The sequence below is a fragment of the Streptomyces sp. NPDC104307 genome (assembly GCF_055584045.1).
In genome coordinates this window covers 289,761-309,180 of record NZ_JBVJMU010000004.1, presented here as the reverse complement: position 1 = coordinate 309,180, position 19,420 = coordinate 289,761, and the positions used below count along the sequence as shown (strand labels likewise).

The 19,420-nt window shown below is 71.6% G+C and carries 19 protein-coding genes and 2 pseudogenes; 15 read left to right on the top strand and 6 right to left on the bottom strand.

The genetic code is table 11. The features are described from left to right. Positions 1-92: 92 nt before the first annotated feature. Both ACZ601_RS14290 and ACZ601_RS14285 read left to right on the top strand, forming a co-directional pair. On the top strand, positions 93-1,271 hold the full coding sequence (locus ACZ601_RS14290; RefSeq protein ID WP_469537154.1) for an acyl-CoA dehydrogenase family protein: 1,179 nt from the start codon (positions 93-95) through the stop codon (positions 1,269-1,271). Positions 1,272-1,407: 136 nt separating this feature from the next. Next, positions 1,408-1,911 (top strand): annotated as a pseudogene (locus ACZ601_RS14285) (transposase family protein); the annotation flags it as partial. Positions 1,912-2,046: 135 nt separating this feature from the next. Here ACZ601_RS14285 and ACZ601_RS14280 read toward each other — a convergent pair. The 4 genes from ACZ601_RS14280 to ACZ601_RS14265 are packed head-to-tail and all read right to left on the bottom strand — an operon-like array spanning position 2,047 to position 5,970. Continuing rightward, positions 2,047-2,886 (bottom strand): ABC transporter permease, encoded by an 840-nt coding sequence (locus ACZ601_RS14280; RefSeq protein ID WP_469537152.1) that lies wholly within the window; start codon positions 2,884-2,886, stop codon positions 2,047-2,049. Then, positions 2,883-3,656 carry an ABC transporter permease gene (locus tag ACZ601_RS14275; RefSeq protein WP_469537149.1) on the bottom strand — a complete coding sequence of 258 codons (774 nt, stop codon included), beginning with the start codon at positions 3,654-3,656 and terminating at the stop codon, positions 2,883-2,885. Before ACZ601_RS14275 ends, ACZ601_RS14280 begins: the two co-directional genes overlap by 4 nt. Continuing rightward, entirely contained in the window at positions 3,653-4,609 is a 957-nt protein-coding gene (locus ACZ601_RS14270; RefSeq protein WP_469537145.1) for an ABC transporter ATP-binding protein, read from the bottom strand. Before ACZ601_RS14270 ends, ACZ601_RS14275 begins: the two co-directional genes overlap by 4 nt. 29 nt (positions 4,610-4,638) lie before the next feature. Next, positions 4,639-5,970 (bottom strand): nucleotidyltransferase family protein, encoded by a 1,332-nt coding sequence (locus ACZ601_RS14265; protein ID WP_469537142.1) that lies wholly within the window; start codon positions 5,968-5,970, stop codon positions 4,639-4,641. Between the two features lie 377 nt (positions 5,971-6,347). Between ACZ601_RS14265 and ACZ601_RS14260 the strand changes: the two genes are divergently transcribed. From ACZ601_RS14260 to ACZ601_RS14225, 8 genes are all read left to right on the top strand, one after another. After that, complete coding sequence (locus ACZ601_RS14260) at positions 6,348-7,328, top strand: nucleoside-diphosphate kinase (protein ID WP_469537139.1); 981 nt, start codon at positions 6,348-6,350, stop codon at positions 7,326-7,328. A gap of 52 nt (positions 7,329-7,380) precedes the next feature. Next, positions 7,381-8,202 carry a metallophosphoesterase family protein gene (locus ACZ601_RS14255; protein WP_199884367.1) on the top strand — a complete coding sequence of 274 codons (822 nt, stop codon included), beginning with the start codon at positions 7,381-7,383 and terminating at the stop codon, positions 8,200-8,202. Between the two features lie 175 nt (positions 8,203-8,377). Then, positions 8,378-8,539: a hypothetical protein gene (locus tag ACZ601_RS14250; RefSeq protein WP_389218193.1), complete on the top strand. Its 162-nt coding sequence runs from the start codon at positions 8,378-8,380 to the stop codon at positions 8,537-8,539. Positions 8,540-8,592: 53 nt separating this feature from the next. Then, complete coding sequence (locus ACZ601_RS14245) at positions 8,593-9,699, top strand: alkaline phosphatase family protein (RefSeq protein ID WP_469537134.1); 1,107 nt, start codon at positions 8,593-8,595, stop codon at positions 9,697-9,699. Further along, a complete protein-coding gene (locus tag ACZ601_RS14240) occupies positions 9,696-10,916 on the top strand; it encodes a tRNA lysidine(34) synthetase (RefSeq protein WP_469537131.1) in 1,221 nt (406 codons plus the stop codon). The genes ACZ601_RS14245 and ACZ601_RS14240 overlap by 4 nt, the downstream gene beginning before the upstream one ends. Beyond that, positions 10,913-12,850, top strand: a complete 1,938-nt coding sequence (locus ACZ601_RS14235) for an aminotransferase class I/II-fold pyridoxal phosphate-dependent enzyme (RefSeq protein ID WP_469537129.1) — start codon at positions 10,913-10,915, stop codon at positions 12,848-12,850. Before ACZ601_RS14240 ends, ACZ601_RS14235 begins: the two co-directional genes overlap by 4 nt. Before the next feature lie 61 nt (positions 12,851-12,911). Continuing rightward, entirely contained in the window at positions 12,912-14,870 is a 1,959-nt protein-coding gene (locus ACZ601_RS14230; protein WP_469537126.1) for a DUF4910 domain-containing protein, read from the top strand. Then, positions 14,867-15,892, top strand: a complete 1,026-nt coding sequence (locus ACZ601_RS14225) for a GNAT family N-acetyltransferase (protein ID WP_469537123.1) — start codon at positions 14,867-14,869, stop codon at positions 15,890-15,892. Before ACZ601_RS14230 ends, ACZ601_RS14225 begins: the two co-directional genes overlap by 4 nt. A gap of 36 nt (positions 15,893-15,928) precedes the next feature. On the opposite strand, the gene ACZ601_RS14220 is transcribed toward ACZ601_RS14225, so the two are convergent. Further along, the gene (locus ACZ601_RS14220) at positions 15,929-16,219 is read right to left on the bottom strand and encodes a helix-turn-helix domain-containing protein (protein WP_469537608.1); all 291 of its coding nucleotides are present in this window, start codon (positions 16,217-16,219) and stop codon (positions 15,929-15,931) included. 121 nt (positions 16,220-16,340) lie between these two features. On the opposite strand from ACZ601_RS14220, the pseudogene ACZ601_RS14215 reads away from it, so the two are divergent. The 4 genes and pseudogenes from ACZ601_RS14215 to crcB (ACZ601_RS14200) form a co-directional block, all read left to right on the top strand. Next, a pseudogene (locus tag ACZ601_RS14215) lies at positions 16,341-16,616 on the top strand (phosphopyruvate hydratase); the annotation flags it as partial. 218 nt (positions 16,617-16,834) lie between these two features. Beyond that, the gene (gene crcB, locus ACZ601_RS14210) at positions 16,835-17,341 is read left to right on the top strand and encodes a fluoride efflux transporter CrcB (RefSeq protein WP_469537120.1); all 507 of its coding nucleotides are present in this window, start codon (positions 16,835-16,837) and stop codon (positions 17,339-17,341) included. Then, on the top strand, positions 17,338-17,685 hold the full coding sequence (locus tag ACZ601_RS14205; RefSeq protein WP_469537117.1) for a DUF190 domain-containing protein: 348 nt from the start codon (positions 17,338-17,340) through the stop codon (positions 17,683-17,685). The genes crcB (ACZ601_RS14210) and ACZ601_RS14205 overlap by 4 nt, the downstream gene beginning before the upstream one ends. Further along, positions 17,682-18,056 (top strand): fluoride efflux transporter CrcB, encoded by a 375-nt coding sequence (gene crcB, locus ACZ601_RS14200; protein WP_469537114.1) that lies wholly within the window; start codon positions 17,682-17,684, stop codon positions 18,054-18,056. Before ACZ601_RS14205 ends, crcB (ACZ601_RS14200) begins: the two co-directional genes overlap by 4 nt. 89 nt (positions 18,057-18,145) lie before the next feature. Here crcB (ACZ601_RS14200) and ACZ601_RS14195 read toward each other — a convergent pair whose 3' ends face one another. After that, positions 18,146-18,442, bottom strand: coding sequence for a hypothetical protein (locus ACZ601_RS14195; RefSeq protein ID WP_469537111.1), 297 nt, complete (start codon positions 18,440-18,442; stop codon positions 18,146-18,148). Here ACZ601_RS14195 and ACZ601_RS14190 point away from each other — a divergent pair. Continuing rightward, positions 18,441-19,310 (top strand): helix-turn-helix domain-containing protein, encoded by an 870-nt coding sequence (locus tag ACZ601_RS14190; protein WP_469537108.1) that lies wholly within the window; start codon positions 18,441-18,443, stop codon positions 19,308-19,310. The genes ACZ601_RS14195 and ACZ601_RS14190 overlap by 2 nt on opposite strands. The last annotated feature ends 110 nt before the right edge of the window (positions 19,311-19,420 follow it).

Here is a 19,420-nt window from a genome sequence, read left to right as displayed (position 1 = left end):
GGGCTCCGTGCCCCTTCCGGATTCTTGCAACACGTTCTACTGTGTGCGCCGCCGCACACGGGCGACGCGAACGCGAGACTCCTGGAGGGGCCGTGCACCTCGAATACACGCCTGAGCAGCAGCAGTTGCGCGCCGAACTGCGCGCGTACTTCGCCGCGCTGGTCCCCGACAACGCCTACGCGCGTTACGCCGACCCCGCGGAGCAGAAGCGCTTCTACCGGGACACCATCCGACGCCTGGGGGCCGACGGCTGGCTCGGCGTCGGCTGGCCCACGGAGTACGGCGGACGCGGCCTGTCACCGATGGAGCAGTTCATCTTCTTCGACGAGGCCGCGCAGGCCGGCGTCCCGCTGCCGCTGATGGCCCTCAACACCGTCGGCCCCACGATCATGCAGTTCGGCACCGACGAGCAGAAGACCTACTTCCTGCCCAAGGTGCTCGCCGGGGAGCTCGACTTCGCGATCGGCTACAGCGAACCCGACGCGGGCACCGACCTCGCGGCCCTGAAGACCCGGGCGGTGCGCGAAGGCGACACGTACGTCGTCAACGGGCAGAAGATCTGGACGACCAACGGCGACACCGCCGACTGGGTCTGGCTCGCCGCCCGCACCGACCCGGACGCGCCGCCGCACAAGGGCATCACCATGCTGCTGGTCCCGACGACGGACCCCGGCTACTCCTGCACCCTGATCAACACCCTCGCCTCGCACGACACCACCGCGAGCTACTACGAGAACATCCGCGTCCCCCTATCCCGCCGGGTCGGCGAGGAGAACAAGGGCTGGCGGCTCATCACCAACCAGCTCAACCACGAACGCGTCACCCTCGCCGCCCACGGCACCATGGCCATCCGCGCCCTGCACAACGTCCGCCGCTGGGCCGCGGAGACCCGGCTGGCCGACGGCCGCCGCGTCATCGACCTCGGCTGGGTCCGCGCCCGCCTCGCCCGCACCCACACCCGCCTCGACGCCATGAAGCTGCTCAACTGGCAGATGGTTTCGGCCGTCCAGCACAACACCCTCACCCCGCAGGACGCCTCCGCCGTCAAGGTCTACGGCTCGGAGGCACGCCGTGACGCCTACGCCTGGCTCATGGAGGTCGTCGGCTCGGCCGGCCCGCTCAAGGAGGGCTCGGCCGGCGCCGTCCTGCACGGCGAACTCGAACGCGGATACCGCTCCGCCGTCATCTTCACCTTCGGCGGGGGCAACAACGAGATCCAGCGCGAGATCATCTCGTGGATCGGCCTCGGGATGCCGCGCGTACGGCGCTGAGCGGGTGCGACCACCGTCTCTAGTTGGCACATACCGAGGTTAGTTGGCACAGGGGCCGACCAGGTCAAGGCAAGTGACTGAGCCGAACCGCGCTAAAGGTTGTTGCAGAACGCCTGAGTGAGGGCATTCATCTTGTATGGGTGGGGTGTTGCGGGCTGAGTCGTTGTGGGTGGAGACGTTCACTGGCTTGCGGATGGGCCGGTTCGAGAAGTTGGTGAAGGTGGTACGGGAGCGGGGAGGGGACGGGCCTGGTGGAGGGCGCCCTTGGTGCCTGCCGCTGGCGGACCGGGTTCTTCTGGTGGCCGTCTACTACCGGACCAACCTCACAATGCGCCAGCTCGCCCCGCTCTTCGGGATCTCCCCGGCCACTGTCTGCCGGGTCATCCATCGCCTGCGGCCGCTTCTCGCGCTGGAGCCGGCGCCGCGGCCGGTCGCGGATGTCGAACGGTTGTGGATCGTGGACGGAACCCTTGTCCCGGTCCGTGACCGTATGGTCGCCGCGTCCTCCCATAACTATCGGTTCTCGGCGAACGTGCAGGTCATCATCGACGCGGACAGCCGCCTGGTGATCGCCTCAGCCCGCCCCGTCCCCGGGAACAAGGCCGACGCCCACGCCTGGGTGGCGATGCGTCTTCCCGGCTCCTTCCTCACCGTGGTGTGCGACCGTACCGGGCTGCGTATCGCCGGTGACCGGGCAGGGGCGGTGACCGTGTACTGGATCCCCACCGTGCCGCCACCGCCCGCGTACGTTGCGCGAGTTGGGCGGCCCGGCCGGTCAGCTCAGGAACAGGGCTGTCCCGTCGCGGCGGCTGCGGCGGGCCCGCCACGTGAGTGACGCGAGGGCCGCGGCGAGCCAGCAGGCCCCGACCAGTGCCTCCCAGGCCGCGAGCGCGGCGGTGTGGGGGCCCGCTCGCCCGGCCAGTACCTCGCGGATCGCGAGGAGGCCGTGGGTCAGCGGCAGGACGTCGCCGAGCCGGCCGAGCACGGGGCCGACGGCCTGCACCGGGACCTCGGCGCCGCAGACGATCATCATCACCGTGAACGCGCCGTTGGACGCCACGTTGCGCAGGTCCGAAGCGGTCAGCACCAGCGAACCCAGGAACAGGCCGAGGCAGTAGCTCGTCACCGCGACGAGGACGAGGAGAACCGCGAGCAGGGCGACCCGTGCCACGGTCAGCCGCAGGTCCGCCACCGGGGCGAGGAGGAGTATCCCGCCCAGGCCGCAGGCGACGCCGTCCGGAAGCCAGAACAGGCTCCGCCCCACGAGAACCAGGGAGGGACTGCTGGGCGAGGCGACCAGCAGGGGCAGGGTGCCGTTCTGCAACTCCCATGTCGTTGACGCCGTCGCGAAGACGCCGTGCAGCGCGACCAGTGCCACCGCGTTGCCGATCAGCAGGTACCGGGCCTGCCCGGGCCCCAGCAGGTCGCCGATGGTGGTGAAGAACAGCATCTGGGCGAGCATCCGTACGAACCAGCCGAGCACCCAGGTCTTCCAGGTGAAGACGGTGGCGTAGTCGGCGATTCCGGCGCGTGCCGCCCAGCCGAGCACCTGGAGACGGCGGCCCGGACCGGTCGTGTCGGGGGTGCCGTCGCCCGCCGAGGTGATCGTGGTCATGCCAGCCCCACCGTCCCCGTCTCCCGTACCAGCCGGACGACCCTGCCGAGCAGCAGCCGGCCGCCGATCCCGGTGAGGAGCCCGAGGCCGAGGACGACGCCGGTCCGCCAGGCCGCCGAGGTCGAGGTGACCGGGGCCGGGTCAAGCGCGTCGCGCAGCAGATCGGAACTCCAGGAGAGGTAAAGGAGCCTGCCGATCGGGTGCGTCCACTCCGGCAGCCGGTCGAGCGGGGTGAACACCCCGCCGAGCAGCAGTACCGGATAACTCAGCGAGTTCTGGAAGGTCCGCGCGGTGCGCGTCGCCACAAACAGGGCGGCCATCAGGGTCGCCGACCCGGCGGTGGCGACCGCGGTGGCGAGCAGGCCCACCAGGAAGACGAACGGGTGCGGTACGTCGGGAACGATGCCGAAGCCGAGGACCGCCACCGCGCCGACCTCGACCACCGTCAGCAGACTGATGGCCGTGGTCACCCAGACCCTGCTGAGCACCACGCGGGCGAAGCCGGCCGGCGCCGCTATCTGGAGTTCCAGGGTGCCGAGCCAGCGGTCGCTGTCGACAACCTCTCCGGAGATCAGCATGGCCATGCTCCACACCCCCATCAGCACCGGCGCGAGCAGCCCGTACGCGAGGAGGTCCGGCCGGTCGTTGTGCCGTATCAGCAGCAGGAACACGGCGGCGAGCAGCGGGGTGCGCACCAGGTCGATGAGGTAGTCGCGGTGGGTCAGCACCAGGCGGCCCTGGAAGCGCCCGGTCGCGGCCAGCAGGCTCACCGGTTCACCACGCTGCGCTGCTCGTTGCGGTGGACGAGTCGAAGGTAGACCTCTTCGAGGCCGGGCAGCTCGGTGCGTACGTCGGTGACGCCCTCGGCGACCACGAAGGCGAGCACGGCGCCGAGGGCCTGCTGGCTCTCGACGGAGACGACCGCCGTGCCGTCGTCGGCCGGCTCCACGCCGAGGACACCGTCGAGGGCGCGCACCCGGTCGAGCAGTCCGGCGTCCGCGCGGACGCGGACACGCTCCTGTCGCGACATCAGGCGCGACAGCGTCTTCGGCGCCTCCGTCGCGATCACCCGGCCGTGGTTGATCATCGTGACCCGGTCGCAGAGCACCTCCGCCTCGGCCAGGTCGTGCGTGGCGAGGAGGATCGTGCGGCCCTCCCCGGCGAGCCGCTGGATCAGCTCACGCAACTGACGGGCGGCCAAGGGGTCCAGGCCGTTGGTCGGCTCGTCGAGCAGCAGGACGCGCGGGTCGCCGACGATCCCGCGGGCCAGGTGCAGTCGCTGGCGCATGCCGACAGAGAAGGTCTCCACCCGGTCGTCGGCGCGCTCGGCCAGGCCGAGTTCGTCGAGCAGGGTGTCCGTCCTGGCCAGGCCCTTCTTCGTGGACATGCCGTACAACGCGGCCCAGTAGCGCATGTTCTGACGAGCCGTCAGTCGTGGGTAGAGGCCGCGTTCACCGCCGAAGACGATCCCCAGCAGTGGCCGGATCCTGCGGTACTCGGTCACCAGGTCGTGGCCGAGCACGGACGCGCTTCCCGACGTCGGCAGCAGCACTGTCGAGAGGATCTTCATCAGGGTGCTCTTGCCGGCCCCGTTCGGACCGAGCAGTCCGTGCACCTCGCCCTGTTCCACCTGGATCGACACGTCGTCCAGGGCGGTGACCGCCGGGCCGCGCCGCACGTGGTACTCCCGCCGCAGCCCGCGGGCGTCAACGGCGAGTCGCACGCCGTCAGGTCGATTGCCGCTGTCGCGCATCACGCTACCGATCGTCCGGACGAAGAGGTGCCGGTGCTGGACGGCCCGGTCGGGGCGGAAGCGGTGCGGGGTGCGGATTCCGCGCCGTCCACCTCGTCCAGCCATTCCTGCCGGGCGGCACCCGACACCAGTAGGAAGGAACCCAGCGGGGTCCGCGCGACCAGATGGCGGCCGACGTCGTCCAAGCGCAGCCCGTCCAGGCGCAGCCCGTCGACGGGCTCGGCCGCCGGCGGACGGGCACCGGCGGGGTCGTCCGGGCGGGCACCCGCAGGAGGGTTCGAACCCGTATCCCCGGCCGTGTCCCCGCCCCCCAGCGGCACCCCGAACAAAGGCACCCCTGAGGCGAGCAGCCGGCGCGCGCCGGGCCGGCGGTGCACGAGGTCGGAGGCGAGGGCGGCCGGGCGCCCCCCGCGGCCCTCGATGCCGGACTGCGCGGCGAACGCGGCCGCCCGCACCGGGTTGCTCCAGCGCACCGCCGTGCGCACCGACCGCGCCAGCCGTATGCGCATCGCCGCCGCACGGGTGTGCGGCAGTGCGACCGTGGGCCGCCAGCCGAGACGGGCGACGCCCCGCATCGCCTGCCGCCACTCCGGCCACAGGCCGACCCTGTCGAGGTCGGCGCCGAACTGCCGTACGGCCTCTTCGTCCATGGCCTGGAGAAGGAGCACCAGGTCGAGCAAGTCACGTGAGCGGAATGGGCGTTCCCACCGTTCCGCCACCAGGGCGACCGCGCTCGTGGTCCACGCGGAGCCGGGCGGGCGCGCGAGCTGCCGGGCGGGGCCGTGGACGTCCGTCACGATCTCGGCGGTGAACAGGCCGACGGCGTACGGGTCCTGGGACGTGTCGGGCGCCGGCTTGCGGAACTCCGCGCCCAGGTGGGGGGAGACGGTGTCGCCGGGGTGGGCGGGCCCCACGGTGAAGGCCACCAACTCCCAGCCGCAGGCGAGCAGATGGCGGGCACAGGCCCACAGGTCGGCGTGGCGTGGACAGATGACGTCGAGGTCGCCGGCCGAGCGGAGCACACCCGGCGGGTAGAGGGCGGCGATCGTCGCCCCCTTCAAGGGGAAGGCGTCGGGCGCGTGTTCCTGAAGCTCTTCCCAGACCCGGCGGTACCGGTCGACGCGCTCCCGTGCCGTCCGCAGCTCGGCCGCCTGATCGTCCGTGAGTTCCTCGCCGCCGACGGCCCAGAGGCTCAGCAGGGTTCCGGCGAGCTTGTGCCGGCCGTCACGGGCCGTACGCAGCAGAGAGTCCCGGTCGGATCCGGGCGCGGCGTCGAGCAGGGCGAGGACCGTGTCGGTCGTGACCGCGTGCCCAGTTGGTGCTTCAGTCAACGCGGACTCCGCCCCGGTTGGCGTGTTCTCCGGCCGAAAAGGGCCACTAGGGCGCCAAGGGCAACGAGAGGCGAATAGGGGAATTCCAGGGGCGGGCGACGGAAGACGCGGTCAGGATGTCCGGAAATCCGAATCCTGGCCGCATCCACGTCTGCTCCGACCGGTCGTTTACTTGCCCGGCTTCGGGCGGACCGTAACCTTCTTGAAGGCGACGCTCATGGGACCCTCCTTGATGTGTTCGGTCGTGGACGTTAGCCTCAGCGTATTGCCCTGAATGCAGCATTGGCAATGGCGCAACTACCTCTTCATACAGCCTAGTTGGCCGGAAAACGCGGGGTTGACGCACGGGCCCCGACCGAGTGGAGAGCCGGAGGAACATGGCCGTCGAGCAGTGGTTGCAGGCCCCCTTCACGCACGATCCGGCACGGCGTCGAACGTATCCGGACGACGTCTACTTCCGGGAGATGGCCGCTTTGCTGGACGAGCGGGACGCGGAGGAGACCGGCCGGACACTCGGCGGAACCACCTTCGTCATGTTCAAGCCCGACGCGGTGGTCGGGCGCCGTATCGAGCCCGCCCTCGATCTGCTGGCCGGCCACGGTTTCCTGCCGCTCGGCGCACGCGAGGTCCGGGTCGACGCACGGGTCTGCCGCGAGCTGTGGCGCTACCAGATCAACGCCGCGCCCCTGGCGGTCATCCGGGCCGTGGACATGATCCTGGAGTCCGGGCCGCCCTGCCTCTTCGTCGCCGTGCGCGACACCCGCGGTCCGCGGGAGACGGGTATGTCCGCGGCCCAACGGCTCAGCGAGTTGAAGGGGTCGTCCAAGAACCGGGACACGGACGGCGTCACTCTGCGCGGCGCGCTCGGCTGCGAGCTGATGTGTCTCAATTTCCTGCACGCGCCGGACGATCCCGCCGATCTCGTCCGGGAGGTCGGCGTCCTGGTGCCCCACAGCCACCGGAACGAGGTGCTGACGATGCTGGCGGGCGAGCCGTCGCCCGCGCGGACCGCCGGGGTGGTCGCCGCTGCGCGCCGGCTCTGCGCCGCGCATCCGGCCCACCCCCTGGCCCCGGCACCCGGCTCCGCCCGGCCGGCGCGGGCCGACTCCGCCGGGGCCCTCGCCCGGGTCGGCGAACTGGCCGCGGGGCAGGGCGGACTCGCGTTGTGGGACCGCATAGTGATCGCCGCGCACCTGGTCGAGGGGCTGCCGTCCGAGGGCACGGCCCTGATCGGACCCCCTCCCGGCACCCGCCTGAACCATCCCCGGGCCACCGGGCCCACGCAGGGCGCGACCACCCCCGCGGGCACACGGTCCGCCCGTGTCCCCGCACCCGCCGCCGTCGCCCTGGACCACTGACCACCGAGCGCTCCGCCCCGCACCAAGCACCGCAACGAAAGGCCCGCCCCCGATGGACGACTCCACGACGGAAGACGTCACCCTGCACGGTCCGGCGAGCTGGGAAGGACCGGTGCGCCGGCACGGGCCGGTGGCCCGGGTCGCCGTGCTCTCCGACATCCACGCGAACATCCCCGCGTTCGAAGCCGTGCTCGCCGAGCCCGACGTCGCGGCGGCCGATCTCATCGTCCTCTGCGGTGACCTGACCTGGGGCCCGCAGCCGCAGGAGACGTACGAGCGGATCCTCGCGCTGGGGGAGCGCGCCCTGTGCGTGCGGGGCAACGCCGACCGGTACGCCGCCGAGATCGGCACCGGCGCCCGCGCGGCCGACACACCCCGCCAGTCGTGGATCGCCGACCGGCACTCGCCCGAGGCCATCGGCTTCCTCACCCGGGTGCCCTTCGGAGTCGTGGTCGAGGTCGACGGGCTCGGCCCGGTGCACTTCTGCCACGGCTCACCGCGCAGCGACCACGAACTGGTCACGCCGGGCACACCGCCCGAGCGGTTCGCCCGACTGTCCGCCACCCTCGACGCGCGGGTCCTGGTCACCGGCCACTCGCACCTCCAGTTCGACCGGACGGTGGCCGGACTGCGCAGCGTCAACCCGGGAAGCGTCGGGCTGCCCTACCACGCGGCCGAGCCGGGCACCGCGTACTGGGCACTGCTGGGCCCCGACGTCCGCCTCAGGACCACGCGCTACGACGTCTCGGACGCCGTCGACCGCGCCTACCGCGCGGCGGACCCCGACGCCGAGCGCTACGCAGGCACCCTCACGAATCCTCCTGTACCGGAGAAGATCGTCGAGGAGGCGGAATCCCTGGTCTTCGTCAACTGACCGGATTTCGCCAACCGGCCGGATCATCAACCTTATTGAAAACAGGCGTAGTTGAGAGGTCAACTCGGCCGTTTTGACATTGACAGGCCAACTCGCCGTGTGTTGACCTGTTCGCGCACAAGTCGAAAGTTGTTTGGCCTTTTCTCTCGCGCTATCCAGCAAGCAGGAGGAATCCATGCAGACAGCTCCACTCCCCACTCCGAAGACGACCACCACGTCGACGCCCGCGCCGGTGATGCTGCTGCCGCGTCTCGTCGAGCGCATGATCACGGACCGTCAGGCCGTGCACATCGCCAAGTTCCGCACCACCTGCACCGACTGCGTGCCGAACTTCTGAGCACGGCGTCGCGCGTCGGCGGACGTACGACAGCGTCCGCCGACCTGCGCGTGGTGCCCGAAGTCGTCGAACGGTGTCTGAGCACAGCGCCCCGCGGGCTGTGCGTCCTGGCGGTCGACGGCCTGTCGTACGCCGTCGCCGAACCGGCGCTCTCCCACGCGCGGACACGCCCCCTGCGCTCCACGTTCCCCAGCACCTCGACCACCGCCTGGCTGACCGCGGTCACCGGCGCCGCCCCCTCCCGGCACGGCGCCCTCGGCATGGTCTATCGGGCACCGGACGCCGACTGCGTCACCCACCTCGTCACGGGCGGGACCTACGCCTTCGGCCCCGCGACGCCGCCCAGGAACCCGTTGCTGCACGGTGGCCCCACACTCTTCGACCGTGCCGCCGCGGCGGGCCGCGCAGCCCTCGTGGTCGGCGCTGAACTCGAACGGCTGACGGGGGAGTGGGTGGAGGCGCTGCTCCACGGCGCCCGGATCGTCCCGTCGTCGGCCACGGAACTCGGCACCGATCCCGTCGCGGTCGTCGAACGGACGGTCAGCGAGGTCGAGGCCGTCCTTGCGGACCCCCACGACGTACCACCCCTGATATGGGCCTACGTGAACCTCGACGACCACATCCACCTCAGCGGTTACGACGACCGCCTGCACGCCTCCCTGCGGCTGCTCGACACGGCGGCCAGCCGCTGGGCCGACGCCGGATGGAGCGTCCTCGCACATGCCGACCACGGCCAGGTCCCCGCCGCGCCGAAGGCCGAACTCCTAGACGCATGGGCCAGATTGGACGCACCCGCGCACTGCCGGATGCCCGGCGGCGGCGCCGGCCGGGTCCGCTGGCTCTACCCCCGGCCCGGCCACGAGCAGGAACTCGCGGACGCCCTGAGCGACGCGCTTGGCGACCACGCGCTCGTCCTGACCCCCGACGCCCTGGCCGAACGCGGCCTGCTCGCCGCCACCCCCGTCGTCCGCGAACGGATCGGCGCGGTGGTCGCCCTCGCGACCTCCGCGGCGTTCCCCGTGCCCGACCCCTCCGTCGCGTGGGAGCACGGATCCCTCAGCGACGACGAGATGCTCGTCCCCCTCGCGGCCTGGAACGCGCCCCGCGCGGCCCAGGACGCCGTAGCCCCCGCATCCCCAGACGAACAGGAGAGACCGTGAGCACGGTCGTGTTCCGCAACAAGACCGGCGGTTCGGAGAACCTCTACGCAGAACCGGGCCAGAACCTCCTCGACGTCCTGCGCCTGCACGGCATCCCGGCCAACGCCGTGCTCACCTACCGCGACGGGGCCGTGGTTCCCGAGTCGATGGTCGTCGTCGGGGCGGACGATGTCATCGAGGTACGCCAGGTACGCCACTACGACCTCGACGTGCTGCGCAAGCCCAAGGAGCACGTCTACGCCGCGCCCGACCCCGTGTACTCCAAGTCCGTGCTCTTCGACCACGGCGGGACCCTCGAACGCCGCACCGAGCAGCTCACCGCCGAGACCTTCGTGACCTACGTCGAGGAGACCTTCGTCCAGAGCATCACCTCCGGCGGCACCATGCGCGCCGGGGACCGAGCCGTCATCGGACTGTCGGGCGGCCGGGACAGCGTCGCCTACCTCAAGCTCCTCGAACGCACCCGGGGCCGCTGGCCCGAGATGGACATGACCGCGGTCACCATCACCGGACTGCCCGACTGGGACGAGCCCGCGACGTTCCGGATCGCGCTGGACGCCTGCCAGAGCCTCGGCCTGGAGCACACGATCGTGACCGCCGACGACGTGACCGAACTGTTCAAGCTGCGCGAGCCGTTCGTCGACATGATGAACAAGGTCGTGGCCGGCCAGCACCGCAACATGAACATGGTGATCGGCCACCAGGTGCTGCGCCGCATGCTGGAACGGGAGGCCGGGCGGGCAGGCGCCTCGGTCGTCGCGTTCGGCTTCAACGCCGACGACCTGGTCGCCAGCATGGTCACCTGGTTCACCACCGGCTACCGGATGGGCGGCATCCCCGTACGCGAACTGGGCGACCTGCGCTACGTCTTCCCGCTCTACCGCATCACCAAGAAGGAACTGACCCTCTACCTCGAACTCGTCGCCCCGGAACTCAACCGCCAGGGCGCCCCGGGCCGCTTCACCACCGGCTCGGACGAACGCTCCCTTGCCTACGCGATGGCCGACCACCTCTACGACCAGTGGCCGGGCATCGACTACTACCTCTTCAACGCCTTCGAGAACGTCCAGCGCAGCCTGCTGCCGGTGGTCGACGACGTGTGCCGGGTCTGCGAGGGCCGCTACCTCCTCGTGGAGGGCGCGCCCAACCCCGCCGGACTGTGCGACGTGTGCGGCTTCCTCCAGCGGCAGGAGGCGTTGCGGGCGGACGCGGTATGACGGGCGGCGCGGGCGGCGGTACGGACCGCCGCCCCTGGTACCAGGACTTCTTCGGCGAGGAGTTCTGGGCGGTGGCGGCCCACGAGTACACCGCCGAGCGCAACGCGGCGGAGGCCGACTACCTGGCCGGCGTCCTCGACGCCTCGGCCCCCGGCCGCCGCGTCCTGGACCTTGGCTGCGGCACAGGGCGGCACGCGGTGGCACTGGCCGGGCGCGGATTCCACGTCACGGGTGCCGACGTCGGCATCTGGGCGCTGCGCCAGGCGGCGGCGTCGGCAGCTGCGGCCGGCGTGGACGTGAAATGGCTGCGACTCGATCTCCTGCGTGAACTCATATGGCCAGTGGGCGAGTTCGACGCGGTCGTCTGCGTGCAGTCCTTCGGCTGGGGCAGCGACACGCAGCAACTGCGGCTGCTCCGGGAGGCGCGCCGGGCACTCGTCCCCGGCGGGGTCCTCCTGCTCGACCACTCCAACGTCCTGACGATCGCGGGTAACTACGTACCCGAGGCGACCTTCGAGACCGACGGGCTGCGGGCCGTCTTCCGCCGCGACTACCGCGTGGAGCACGGCCGCAGCCGGGGCTCGATCGAGGTCCGCCGAGGCAACGCGAAGCCGGTCGTCGTCCACGACGACGTACGACTCTACCAGCCCGCCGAGGTGCGGGACCTGCTGACCCGCGCCGGATTCCGGGTCGAGCGCGCCGACGCCGATTTCACCGCCGGCCGGGAAGTCCAACTGACCACCCGGTACGTGCAGTTCGTGGCCCGCAACCCGGATGCCGGGGAGCACCGCACGGCGATCGCGACGTGGGAACGGCCCGCCGCCGGGGGTTCGGCGAGGGGCGCGACAACGGGACCGGCCCAGGCGGCGGGGTCCGGCGGTCCGGTGGGCTTGGCCGGTCAAGACGGTCTGGTGGACCTGCGGTGGTCGCCGGACGAGATCGACTTCGTACGGTCCGCGGTCGATCGGGCCTTCGAGTCGGTCACGGTCACCGCCGACGCGGCACGCGCCTACCACGTGACCGACCCCTACGCCGCGGTGCGGGCCGCGCCGGTGCTGTCCGAGCACTTCGGCCTGGAGCTTCCCCCCGACACGGTGACGGCCGGCACCGGTGCCACCGGCCTGCTGCACGGCTGCGCGGCACTGGCACAGCCGGGCCCCGTGCTGCACCTGCGCGGCGGCCACCCCGACCTGCCGAGGTGGGCGGCACGCTCGGGCAGCGAGGCGATCGCGACGCGCATGGAGGACCTGGCCGACGCCCTCGACCGGCACGCACCCTCGGTACTCGTGCTCGACCGCCCGACTATCACTGGGGACCTGCACGGCAGGGGAGAGCTGGACGACATCGTCCGCACCGCCCGCGCCCACGGCACCACGGTGGTCCTCGACGAGGCATACGCCGTCTACGCCGGGCCGGGCGCCAGCTGCGTCCCCGCGGTCGCCGAGCACGACAACCTGATCGTGCTGCGGAGCATGTCCAAGGGCTACTGCTGCGGCGGACTCAGGGTCGGGTTCGCCGTGGCCGCGCCCGCGCTGACCCGGCGGTTGCGTGCGGTGGTGCCGCCGCTGGGCGCGAACGCCTTCGGCCTGGCCGTCTCCCTGGCCCTGCTGGCACAGGGCGACGTCTTCACCGCGCTGCGGGCCCGGATCGCCGGGGTGAAGCCGCGGACGGCGGCACTGCTGCGCGGGGCGGGACTCGCGGTGACCGAGGGGGCCGACTGCCTTCCCTGGGTGACCGTCCCGGGGGACGACCAGGCGGATGCCCTGCTCGAAAAGCTCGGGCTGCGGGTCAAGGAGGTTGAAGGGCATGGGACTTGGGACCCGGGAGTGCGGGTCGGGGACCGGGACACGCTCTTCAAGATGGCCGTTCCGCTGTCGGACGCCCGCCTGACCGCCTTCCACGCGGCCTTCGGCAAGGGCGGACAGCGTGAGTGACAGCGGCCTGAGCGCCCCGAACGGCCCGAGCGGCCCAGGTGTGTTGAGCGGCCCAAGTGGCTTGAGCGGCCTGGTCAGTGGCGTTTTCCGGGACATCGACGCCGACGAGGCGATGGGCTGGGTTGCCCGGCTGGCCGAATGGGATCGGTACCAGGGATCGGCGGGGATCGCCCGGGCCGCCGACTTCGTCGCGGGCGAGGCCGAACGCGTGGGACTCACCGACGTCGAGGTACTGAACCTGCCCGCGGACGGCAGGACGACGTGGTGGACCTACACGGCGCCCCACTCATGGACTCCGCGCGCAGCCCACCTCTCGCTCAACGGCCGCCCTGCTCTGGTCAGTTACCCCGAACAGTCCTCTTCCCTCGCGGCGAACTCGGCGGCGATGGACGGCGAGGCGCCGCTCGCGGTACCCGGGGAGCCCGGCTGGCCGCCGGGCGCACTGGTCCTCGTCCCCTCGGCGGCCGATCTCGGCCCCGGACTGCTCGGCCGGATGGAGGCCGAGAAGGCGGCCGGGTTCTGCGTGACGACCCGCCCCGACCTGGACGACGAGGCGGGACGCGTCGAACTGCCCGGCGGCAGCCCGCTGTTCGGCTTCAGCGCGACCCCGGGCCAACTCGACGAGCTGCTGCGCGCGCACCGGCGCGGAGAGCGGGCCCGCGTGGTCGTCGACATCGACGACCGCCCGCGCCGGATGCCCGTGGTGGTCGCCCGTACCCCGTCGGGAGCGGCGGACGAGGGGGACGCGTGCCTGCTCGGCGCCCACCTGTGCCACCCGGCGCCCGGGGCCAACGACAACGCCTCGGGTGTCGCCGCCGCTCTGGCGGCCGGACGTGTCCTGGCCGGACGGCGACTGCGCCGGCCCGTCCGCTTTGTGTGGGCACCGGAGTTCGTGGGACTCGCCGCCTACGTCCACCAGGCGGTCGTGGAGGGCGTGCGGCCACTGCCCGCCATGGCGGTCAACCTCGACATGGTGGGCGAGGACCAGCGCCGCTGCGGCGGCCCGCTGATCGTCGAGTACAGCCCTGAGTACCTTCCGCACTACGCCAACGCCCTGGTGGAGGCCTGCGTACGGGCCCTTCCGCCCGCCGCGCGCTCCTACAGCGGTGCCGTCGGCTGCGACACCTGGGCCTGGCGCACCACACCGTTCGTCGGCGCCTCCGACCACGCGATCCTCGCGGACCGGGCGATCGGCTGCCCCGCCGTCCAACTCGGCCACTGGCCCGACCGGTTCAACCACTCCGGCGCCGACACGCTCGACAAGGTCGACCCCGGAGAGCTGCGCAGGTCCGCGGCGATCGCGGCGTCCGCGGCGGCCGTCGCGGCGACCGCCGACGGACCGGACGCGGACCGCATGGCCCGGCTCCTCACCCAGTGGACCGCCCGGCGGATGACCGCCTGCCTCCCCTCCGCCGACGGACCGCCCCCCGGACCGCCGGGCGCCGACGGGCCACCGTCCGAAGAGCTCGCCGTCGCCCGGCTCACGCGGCGGTGGCACTACGGCCGTGACGCCCTGAGCACCCTGCGCCCGCTCGGCGCGAGCCCGAGCGTCCTCGACCGGCAGGCGGACGTCCTCGTCGGGCTGCACCGCACCCTGTCGTCCGCCTGGGACGAGGCCCCCGCGGACCGCCGGCCGCACCACCACCAGCGGGGCCCGGCCCTGCGCAGGCACTGGCCGGGTCCCTTCAACCTCCGGGCGCTGACGGGAGCCATGACGGACAAGAACCGCCGGTGGTTCCTGGGAGAGCTGACGGCGGACCGGGGCGGCTGCTACGCCGCCGCGATGGCGCTGGCGCAGAGCGTCGACGGCCGCGCCGACGCCGCGGCCGTCATCTGCGTCGCCGAACTGGACTCGGGAATCCGCCCGGCGACTGCGGACTTCGGGGAGCGGTTCTTGGCGGCGATGGCCGCGGCGGGCTGGATCGAGGAGACCGCGGCGGCGGGCGCCGCACCCGCCCCCGGGACAGACGACGTGACGCCCGGCCGGGCGGGAGCGGTGCACGAAGGAGGCAGGACATGAGTGCAGGGCGGATCCGCATCCAAGTCGCCGAGTCCCTGGGCGAGCTGGACATCGCCCAGTGGCAGCGGGTGGCCACCGCCGCGGGCGCGCCCGTCCACTACACCCCAGCGTACCTGCGGGCCTACCAGGACAGCCCGCTCAGCCCGTATGCCGCCGTCCGCTACCTGACGGCCGTCGAGGCCGGGCGGACCGTCGCGATCCTGCCGTGCTACCTCGACAAGCGGGGCGACCCGTACGGCTTCCTGCAGGAGGTCGGCATCGCCAAGGCGGACGGCCCGGCACTGCTCGGGCACAACTGGTACTGCTACGACACCCGTGTCCCCGTACTCGCCACGGACGCGGGCCACCGGGACCGGGTGCTCGCGGCGATGCTGGACGGCTTGGCGGAGGTGGGCGCCGGCGCCCAGGTCGCGGGTCTGGTCAGCGTCCCGGAGGGAGACCCGCTGCTCGACGTCGCCCGGGGCAAGGGCTGGCGGGTGGCCCCGATCGTCACGCGCTTCCAACTCCCGCTCCAAGGCGTGCAGTCGTACGACGACTATCTCGCGAGGCTCGGCCCGAGGACACGGCGTACGATCCGCCGGTACGCGCGCCGCGCGGCCGACGTCGGAGCCACGATGTCCGTCGAGTCGCCCCGGCCCGACTTCCTGCGCACCGTGTGCGACCTGACCCGCCGCACGGCCGCCAAGCACGGCAGCGCGGACATGTATCCCGAGAGCGCCTTCGTGGACTTCGTGATGGCCCTGGGCGACCGCGCCCGTGTCGTGCGCGTCGACGTGCCCGGGCGGACACTGGCGGCCGCGGTGGTCCTCCTGGACGACCAGCGCCTGCACATGTGGGTGGGCGGGACGAGCGACGCCACCGTCCACAGCTTCAGCCCCAACTACCTCCTCTGGGCCACGGAGATCCGCGCCGCCATCGAGTCGGGCAAGGAGTGGGTGGAGGGCGGCCGAAGCAACCGGCCGATGAAGGAACGCCACGGGATGAGACCACTGCCGCTGTACGCCTGCGTCACCCCCGGGTGATTGCGCCTGAGCGGCACGGGGGCCTACCGTGAATCCCTACCGTCCCGCGGTGGGAGTCTGGGCGAACCGCTTCTTGTACGCCTTCACGAAGTGGCTGCTGTCGGCGAAGTGCCAGCGAGCGGCGATCTCGGACACCGTCAGGCGGGTTGAGGCCAGCTCTGCCCTGGCGCGTTCGAGACGGCGCTCGCGCACGTATCCCATGACCGGCGACGCGGCCCCCTGACTGAACGCGCGGTAGAGGGTGCGGACGGATACGTTCAGGGCCGCCGCGATGCCCCGGGGGCCGAGGTCGCGGTCGGCGAGCAGCCGGGTCTCGATGTGGTCCATCGCCGCCCTGAGGAGCGCGGGGGCGAACTCCGCGTCGTCGATGACCTGATCGTTCATCAGCCCTTGGAACAGTTCCAGCGTCGCGTTGCGGGCGGGCCCGTCCGCCCCGAGTCCGTCCGCCAGTTCCACCCTGATCAAGGTCAACCAGATTGGCACCGTCACCGAAACGCTGGAAGCCATGGCCATCTGCGACCGCGCCGGGTACACCCAGATGATCTCCCACCGCTCGGGAGAAACCCCGGACACCTTCATCGCCGATCTGGCCGTTGGCACCGGCTGCGGGCAGATCAAGTCCGGGGCACCCGCCCGTGGCGAACGCGTCGCCAAGTACAACCGCTTCCTGGCGCTGGCCGCCGATCCCGGCACCCTGCCGTACGGACTGCGGAGCACCACCTGAGCGGAGAACCGGGAGGAGGGCCCAGGCCGACCGTGCGCCGGGCCGGGCCGACTGGCCCTGGACACAGGTCAGGCGCTGGCCTGATGCACTGCGGCGGCCGGTGACGGCTGCCGCGCGGCGGTGGGGCCCGCCGTACCCGAACCGCGGCACGGATGCCGCCAACGGTCCCTACTTGCGATGGAGTGTGCCCGCGTGGGCACCCAGCGAGTAGGAGACGTATGCCCAGGCAACCCCAGCAGCGCTTGGCGCCCGTGTCGGCGCCCCAGCCGGAGCCTGTCGATTCCGATATCGATCTTGCCGTCCCCCGCCAGCGCACCGAACTTTCCGAGCGGCCTTGGGCGGTCATTGCCGTGATCTCCGTCGGCGGAGCCGCCGGGGCCTGCGCCCGGTACGGGGCATCGCTCATCTGGCCGGTGGCCACCCAGGGATTCCCGTGGACGACGCTGGTGGTCAACGCGATCGGCTGCGCGGTCATCGGCGTGTTCATGGTGGTCATCAGTGACGTGTGGGCGGCGCACCGGCTGGTGCGGCCGTTCTTCGGCACCGGCGTCCTCGGCGGATTCACCACGTTCTCGACCTACGCGGTGGACATCGAACGCCTGGTCGACGCAGGCCATGCCCGAACGGGCGTGGCCTATCTGGGACTGACACTGCTCGCGGCTCTCGCGGCGGTATGGAGCGCGGTGTGGGCGACGCGCCGCGTGCTGGCATGGAGGCAGGCATGACGAATCTGACGGGCAGGGCCATGCGGGTCACGGTCCTGATCGGGGAATCCGACGGGTGGCATCACCGGCCCGTGTTCACAGAGATCGTGCACCGGGCGCACAAGGCGGGACTGGCCGGCGCCAGTGTCTTCCGGGGGATCGAGGGCTTCGGCGCCGGATCGCTGATCCACACTCAGCGGCTGCTGTCGCTGAGTGAGGACCTGCCGGTCGCGGTCGTGATCGTCGACACCGAGGAGAAGATCCGGGCCTTCCTGCCCCAGCTCGACGAACTGATCACCGGCGGCCTCGTCATCCTGGACGACTGTGAGGTCGTGCGCTACACCGGCGGACAGGACAGCCGATGAACTGGCTCCTGGTCGTGATCGGAGCGGCGATTGGCGCTCCGCTCCGCTACCTGACCGACCGGACAGTGCAGTCCCGGCACGACACCGTCTTCCCCTGGGGCACCTTCACCGTCAATGTGACCGGCTCACTGATCCTGGGCCTGCTCACCGGGGCAGCGACCGCCGGTGCGGCGTCCTCGCAGCTCCAGCTGCTTCTGGGCACCGGACTGTGCGGTGCTCTGACCACCTATTCGACGTTCAGCTACGAGACCTTGCGGCTGGCCGAGACCGGGGCGAAGTTCTACGCGGCCGCCAACATCGTGGCGAGCGTGGTCGCCGGCCTCGGCGCCGTGTTCGTCGGGATCGCCGTCGCGGAGACACTGTGGGCGTAACACATGCCGCAGGGGTACGACCTCGGCAATTCGTCATCCGGTTCGGAACCGGCAGCCTGCTCGCCGGCCCCGTTCACGAACGAGCCCGCTCACGGACCGCACCGGCCGCTTCCGGGGGCGACGATCGCCGTATACGAACCACCGGAGTTCCGCACCATGATCAACCGCGGGCCTTCGCTGTACCCGGCCGTGCCGACGCCCTGCGGAGCCGGCGGCGGGCCGGTCTCCGGCGAGCTGTGTCCGCGTACCTGCTGGAAGTGGCGCGGCAGGACACCCGCCGCGCCGGTCAGCGCCACGCCGGCGAGGATGGCGTCGCCTGGGTGTCGCTTGGTGCGGGCCATGGCTCCGGAACCGGCGCTGACCGGCACCGATAGACTCCTCGGCATGGTTCGAGCGTCCCGTGGTGCGGTGACCCCCGGGATGTGGCGGCGTGAGGCGGGCACCGTGGTGCGGCCGGCCGCACCGCTCCCGGAGCCGGCGGCGGGTGCCATCCTTGCCGGGTCCCGGATCGTTTCCGGCCCCACGGAGTGGTCGCCGCACTCGCATTCCCTGCACGAACTCGTCTGGGTGCGCGGGGGAACGCTGACGTCCCGCGTGGGGGACCGGGTGCTGACCGTGGTCGAGGGACACGGGCTCTGGATGCCCGCGGGGATGGTCCACGCGGGGCGGGCGACGGCCGGCGCGGAGTTCTCCGACGCCTTCTTCGTCCCCGACCGCACCCCGTTCGTGTTCACGGAACCCATGGCGATCGCGATGACGCCTCTGCTGGAGTCGCTGCTGACCTATCTGGCCTCCGCGAACCTCGACGCGGAGGCCAGGGCGCGGGCGGAGTCGGTCGTCTTCGATGTGATCCGGCCCTCGGAGCGTCAGTTCGCGTTGCAGTTGCCCGGCGATCCGAGGATCGACACCATCGCCGAAACCCTGCTGGACGATCCCTCCGACGGCCGCTCGCTGGAGGACTGGGCGCGGCGACTGGAGATCAGCGACCGCACGATCACGCGCGCCTTCCGGCAGGCGACGGGCCTCTCCTTCGCGCAGTGGCGCCAGATGCTGCGCGTGCACCGGGCGCTGATGCTCCTCGCCGAAGGCTTCGAGGTGACCACGGTTTCCGAGGTGCTCGGCTACGCGCAGCCCAGTACCTTCATCGTCGCCTTCCGGCGGGTCACGGGAGTGACGCCGGGCGCGTTCTTCGACGCGGCCGCCGGACCGACGGGTGATGTCCGGAATTCCGTATCGCGTGACCAGAACTCCTGATTGTCCACGCGGCAAGCGGAATGCTACCTTCACGGAGTTAGGTAACCCTTAGTTGGTGCTCGCCGCGCAGGACGCTGTCCGTGCGTGGGCGAGCGCGCGTCCAGTGCCGG